This window comes from Clostridium hominis (assembly GCF_014287825.1).
GTDB lineage: Bacteria > Bacillota > Clostridia > Clostridiales > Clostridiaceae > Clostridium > Clostridium hominis.
In genome coordinates this window covers 1-5848 of sequence record NZ_JACOOO010000050.1, presented here as the reverse complement: position 1 = coordinate 5848, position 5848 = coordinate 1, and the positions used below count along the sequence as shown (strand labels likewise).

Genomic DNA, 5848 nt, shown 5'->3' with positions numbered 1-5848 from the left:
TTTTTTCAGCACATGATTTGATTAATGGTTCATCTATTAGAGGAATACTATCTGCTCTATTGATATTATGTTTTTTCATTAAATTATATACTAAAGTAACAAGCTTATTTGATGAATTGTCTACTAATCAAAAGAATAATTTATCTATAAAGCATTTAATTTTTTCATATTTTTATTTAGGATTTTTAATATTACTATCTATTGATTTATTGTCTGAAGATAGGTTTATATTTGGATTAAGTACACTAATATTATTTATAACATTTTCATATAAAACTTATTGTAAAGTTAAGTTATTTAATAGTTAAAAAACTGTGTATAAATACTTCTACGCAGTTTCATTTTTTCTTTAATTTTACTTTATTCTCCCTTATATCACTTTAAATATTATACTTTATTCATACTCTATAACTCTTTCTTTATTTCGCTAAATGTTGTTTTTGCGAAATCATATTTTTAACGGTTTTAAGCCATTTGTAAGGGGTAATTTTATTAAAAATCCCCCTTTTGAGTTTAGTATTTATAAATTAAAAATAAAAAAAGTTAAATTTCGTGTACATCAACACGAAATTTAACTTTTTTATCATTCTATTTTACTGCTTTTAACTTTGCAATATCTTTATAATTATTAGCCGTAACTAATTCAACTGTTGATAGATCATCTCTTATTCCATCAACTTTATTTAATATCTCACTTCTAAACTCTACTAAGTCAGCAGTTTGCTCTACAACTCCATCAAGCTTCTTTTCAATTCCATCAACTTTAGATTCAAGTCTTTTTAAAATTTCTAATATTTCTTTCTCCATAAAGTTTATCTCCTTTTCTTTATTAAATTAAGTTTTGATTTACTTTTTTATTATATCACAAAAGGACACTTAAAAAGTGTCCTTTACGGAGCAAATACCTTATGGAAAATTTGCAAATCAAAACTCAAATAAAGTATATCACTTTTACAAATAACATTCTATTAAACTTTTAAAAAGTTAAATTTCTACCGCCTTACGTATTAACTTACTCATTACGCTGCTCTCCACTCCGTTACTTAATACTCCAGTTGGTCTACAAAAAAATATAATTAATACTCTCTATCTAATTTAGCGACTCTCTTCTTTGCAATTCTCTCTTCTACAATTTTTCTTGTCCTGTCTATCGTTTCACATTTAATATCATCTGTAGTTGCTAAAGTTTTATATCCATTCTTTACAAATAAACCATTAAGTAATTCGATTATAATTTGAGTATTTTTATCAGTTTCATTACTAGCTTTTTTTATTCCTAATAGTTCTGATTTTAATTGCTCTGCAAGCTTTTCTCCTATTAATTTAATCATAACTTCTGTAGTCATATCTGAATTAGTTCTATGCTCTCTTATAATTAAATCTAATGCCTCACTATTATATTTTAAATCTCTTTTTTCTTTAAGCTCCTCAATATAATCAACATTCTTTTTACTAAGCATATAAATTTTTCTTTCTCTATTTGCCATGTTTTTCTCTCCTTATAAATTATTATTTAGGACTTTGTCCTCACTACGCTCACCTATAAACTTTGAAAAGTTTAATCAAACTTACCCATAATGAAATATTAAATATCTTAATTGGAAATTAAACCGGAAGATATTTAATAAGAGCATAAGGGGAAACTGCCCCCAAAAAATTTGTGTGACTAGGCAAAGCCTAGTGTTTCCCTGGGTACAAAAAAGTTTCCAATTATACAGGTTTATCATATATAAATCATATCAAAATCATACCTTTTCCTCAACTTTGCCATACTTCAAATTAATAAAAAATTATAAGAGAAATTAGAGTATATTCTATAATTTTTCTTATAACTTTTTAATTTTTTATTTATGATCTTTGAGTTTTCACATTCAAATTCTATTTAATTTTCTAACTAAATAATCCTTACTTTATTAATTTTTATTAATCGGTTTTAGGGACTACCTAACAAATAATTTTAAAATTAAGTTTTACTTAGATTTTTAAATTATAGAAAGTGGGTACTCACTTTCTATGCTTGCTATTCTTCTAAATGTAAAATAAAAAGACTTTATTACTTATAGTTTCCCTATAAATAATAAAGTCTTTTTAAAGTTAATTTGTAAACATCATTTTGAAAAAATTTTAAATAAACCTTTTTTCTCATTTCTTTTTTGCTCCATCTTTTCTCTTAGATCTTGTAGCTTATTATCTACTTCTTCAAAATGTTCTGCTAAGTATAACTGTTGGTCTTTTTTCTTCTGTTCTTCTTTTAAAAGTATCTGACTATTTTCAATTAGCTTATGTAATTCTGCTATTTGCTTATCCTTTTCTTTAAGTTGCTCTAATAAATTATCAATTAACTCTTTATTCAAATTTAATAAACCATCTTCATCTATTGAAATCTCTGCATTTACGTCATTCTCAATTTCTTTATTTTTAACTTCATTTTGAACTTTTAAACTTTCTTGAATCAAGTTGAATAAACTGTCATCAACCATTGATTTTCCTTGCTTTTTAACTATCCTAGATTTATACTCTTTCAACTTAAGTTTATTATAAATTGTAGTTTTGCTCACTCCTAATTGAATAGCAGTTTCTTCAACTGTCCTTAACATAGTATAAAACCTCATTTCTAAAAGATTAAACTACTTTAATGTATTCTTTAAAACTCTTTAAAATCCTCTAAATTAAAAATAATAACACTCCTCGCCTTGCCGTTTTAAGTAACTCAACCCCCTAGTCTACCTAATCTAAACATAAATAAAATATATCGAAAATAGTAAAAGGTCAACTCCACTCCGATTTCGTTCTAAAAATAGAACAGGTTACTACGTAACCCTATAATACAAGGGCGAGAAAATTTGCTACCTCTTGATTAAATTAAATAAATCTCTTATAATACAAAAAGAACAAGGTTACATTAAACCTTGCTCTTTTAAATATTTTCTATCACGAATATAGGTATCTTTAGATATATTTAGTCGTAAACATATATCTTTTTGCTTAAGACCTTCTGCCAAAAGGTCTTTTATTTTTGCCCTTCTTTGTGATAGCTTTTCTTTTTCAGTTACTTTTCCATCTAATTTTAATTTTTCTAAATATCTATTTTTTTGATATTCAGTGTCTCTTACTCTTTTCCTTCTCTTATACTCTCTATTAGAAATTATTGTACGCATTTGAATTTCTTCATCCTCTGTAATTTCTAATATCTCTATTAAAGTATCATTTTTATACTTGTATTCTTTATTTTTATCTAAATAACATTTTTCTGCACTTCTAGTTGCTCTTATAACCTCATTTTCTTTTAATGGGTATATAAACATACTATTCAACTCCAAAACGTCTTCTAGCGCCTTCTGGACGTCTTCTGTGAAGCTACAAAGATAATACCTATATAAAAATAATATTACTTCTCTATGCCCTCTTAAATCATATTCTCGAAGTTCACATAATTTTGTTATGTCTTGTATTCTTGCATAGTATAAACTTCTCTCTCTATAAATATAATTTATTTTCTTCAGTCGACCTTTTTTCTTTTCTTTTGGCTTCAATTCCGGAAGAAACTCTTTTTGTATTTCTCTTAAATCATAAATATAGTCAATTTCATCTAATATGCTTACTACTGTTTTTGATTTTGTGTTAATACTTCCTGGTACTCTTAATATTCTTGTTGCGTCTAAAGCTTGTCTATCTGCTCCAAATTCTTTTAATTGATTATATAAATATTCTTCTATTGCTTTCCATAATGGTAACGCTTGACTTGGCACCTTATTTATTAACCATAACAATCCTAGTCCACGACCACTATCTAAAATATAATTTGTTGTTGGTATTTTTTTATTAAAATAATTCGCCTCTAAATTCATTATTATTTGTTCTTTTGTAAATTTAGTTTTATAACAATCTAAATCTATAAATAGAGCATTTAGTTCTTTTATATATTCTAATCTTCTACATGGTTTATAGAATGTATTTAATGTTATATATATGTTTTCTCCTGTTAAGTCTGTTTCTTTAAGTTCTTTATATTTATAATGCCATTGACTATATCCACTTTCATCTATACAACTTCTCGTGATCCACCCTTTACTATTTCCATGAACCTTATCTATATATTCTACTTTTTTTACTCTTAATGCTTGTCCCACTACTTCACCTCCTTTGTTAGCCATTTTATTATATCATAATTTCATATATTTTCTAAAACATTGAATTTAAAAGTAAAAAGGGGTTTCGTCAGGAAAATGTGGATTTACAAAGTTAAGACAATATTTGTATTTTAGTATCAATAGGCTACCCCTTTAATAAAAAAACATATGCCTAATAATATTCAAAGCTTAAGAAACAAGAATGCGTATACATGTAGTCTACGCATTCTTTAAATTTATCTTATTTATTATTAAAATATCCATATTATAAAGCTTCTTCAGTTTCAACATCTATAGATGGAATATTATCTGAAATTTTAATTATTATATCTTCATTAACTTCTAAATCTATAGAGCTTTCACTTATATTTTGTACACTTCTTAATGGAGTGGCAACACCATTTCCATCTATTTTCCATCCATCAATTACTATATTAGTAGCCATTATTCCTGATGAGTAGAAGTAATACCATTTTCCACCTATTTGTTGCCAATTTGTTTTCATATACCCATATGTAGAATCTAAATAATACCAATTACCATTTAAATCAAGCCAGCCTTTAGCCATTGAGCCACCGCCCCAAAAGTAATACCATGCTCCACCTATTGATTGCCACCCGGTTTTCATTTCACCATTTAAAGTATCAAAATAATACCACAATCCTCCAATTTCCTTCCAGCCTTTTGCAGTAGATCCATCATCAAAAATATAATACCACTTACCATTTTTTTGATTCCAACCAATTGCTTTACGGACTTTTAACACATACCTGCACATTCCTTGATCTTCTAAAACAGTATCTGATTCCACTCTAAAAAGAAGCTCATCTACATCATTCATTTCATCAACTGCACTTTGTACTTCTTTTGTGAATTTATCAATTGATTTTGATCCAATAAAACCTACAACCAAAAGTATATTACTTCCCCAAGTCCCATATTTAACAATAAATGACTTTGCAGCTTCATATTTAGATTTAGTCGAAATGTAGCTTGCAAATGTTGAAAACCCTATTATGTATCCTAGTGAATCTTTAAAACCTGTAATTGTTGTATATGCATTTTTTATATTTTTTGCTTCTTCTTTAGATACAGCTCGTTGAATATACTTAATGTAATCTGTATCTAAATTTCTATTTAAATCTTCATATAATCCATTACTTTCTTCTATTAACTTATTTAATTCATCTAATTGTTCTTTAGATATTTCAACTAATTCATCTACGATAATAACTTCATTTTCATTTTTAACATCAGCCCTTATGCTATACGATGGTAATATAGTGTTTGCTCCCAAAATTATAGATAGTGTTAGTAAAATTCCTCTAAATATAATTTTCATAATAAATACTTACTCCCCCAAATGCATTATTATATATTTTATAACATAATTTTATCACTATATATATTTTTTTACAAATTATTCTAATATCGCTAATTAATTTGATGCGGAACCATTTTTGTGGTACAATTTGTATAATTCAACGTTTAATTATCAATGTTATATAGCCACTTGGAAGGGATATTCTAAAATGTTAAATAAAATAAAAGAATTAAAAAATTTACTATCATGTTATTTTACTCTTGGACTCTTAATGTTTTTTTCAGCACATGATTTGATTAATGGTTCATCTATTAGAGGAATACTATCTGCTCTATTGATATTATGTTTTTTCATTAAATTATATACTAAAGTAACAAGCTTATTTGATGAATTG

The 5848-nt window shown here is 26.2% G+C and carries 6 protein-coding genes; 1 reads left to right on the top strand and 5 read right to left on the bottom strand.

The window, feature by feature from the left end; translation table 11 throughout:
• On the top strand, positions 1-308 hold a 308-nt coding region (locus H8S20_RS20375), incomplete at its 5' end, for a hypothetical protein (protein ID WP_207725371.1).
• Between the two features lie 280 nt (positions 309-588).
• Here H8S20_RS20375 and H8S20_RS19820 read toward each other — a convergent pair.
• The 5 genes from H8S20_RS19820 to H8S20_RS19800 form a co-directional block, all read right to left on the bottom strand.
• Complete coding sequence (locus tag H8S20_RS19820; protein ID WP_186861161.1) at positions 589-807, bottom strand: plasmid stabilization protein; 219 nt, start codon at positions 805-807, stop codon at positions 589-591.
• A gap of 269 nt (positions 808-1076) precedes the next feature.
• The gene (locus H8S20_RS19815; protein ID WP_186861160.1) at positions 1077-1487 is read right to left on the bottom strand and encodes a hypothetical protein; all 411 of its coding nucleotides are present in this window, start codon (positions 1485-1487) and stop codon (positions 1077-1079) included.
• A gap of 621 nt (positions 1488-2108) precedes the next feature.
• On the bottom strand, positions 2109-2597 hold the full coding sequence (locus H8S20_RS19810) for a hypothetical protein (protein ID WP_186861159.1): 489 nt from the start codon (positions 2595-2597) through the stop codon (positions 2109-2111).
• Between the two features lie 300 nt (positions 2598-2897).
• Positions 2898-4130, bottom strand: a complete 1233-nt coding sequence (locus H8S20_RS19805; RefSeq protein ID WP_186861158.1) for a helix-turn-helix domain-containing protein — start codon at positions 4128-4130, stop codon at positions 2898-2900.
• A gap of 265 nt (positions 4131-4395) precedes the next feature.
• Positions 4396-5472, bottom strand: a complete 1077-nt coding sequence (locus H8S20_RS19800) for an N-acetylmuramoyl-L-alanine amidase family protein (protein ID WP_186861157.1) — start codon at positions 5470-5472, stop codon at positions 4396-4398.
• Positions 5473-5848 lie beyond the last annotated feature (376 nt).

Coding starts and splice junctions, on each gene's coding strand:
- H8S20_RS19810 (WP_186861159.1), bottom strand. CDS start 2,597: ATGTTAAGGACAGTTGAAGAAACTGCTATTCAATTAGGAGTGAGCAAA.
- H8S20_RS19820 (WP_186861161.1), bottom strand. CDS start 807: ATGGAGAAAGAAATATTAGAAATTTTAAAAAGACTTGAATCTAAAGTT.
- H8S20_RS19815 (WP_186861160.1), bottom strand. CDS start 1,487: ATGGCAAATAGAGAAAGAAAAATTTATATGCTTAGTAAAAAGAATGTT.
- H8S20_RS19800 (WP_186861157.1), bottom strand. CDS start 5,472: ATGAAAATTATATTTAGAGGAATTTTACTAACACTATCTATAATTTTG.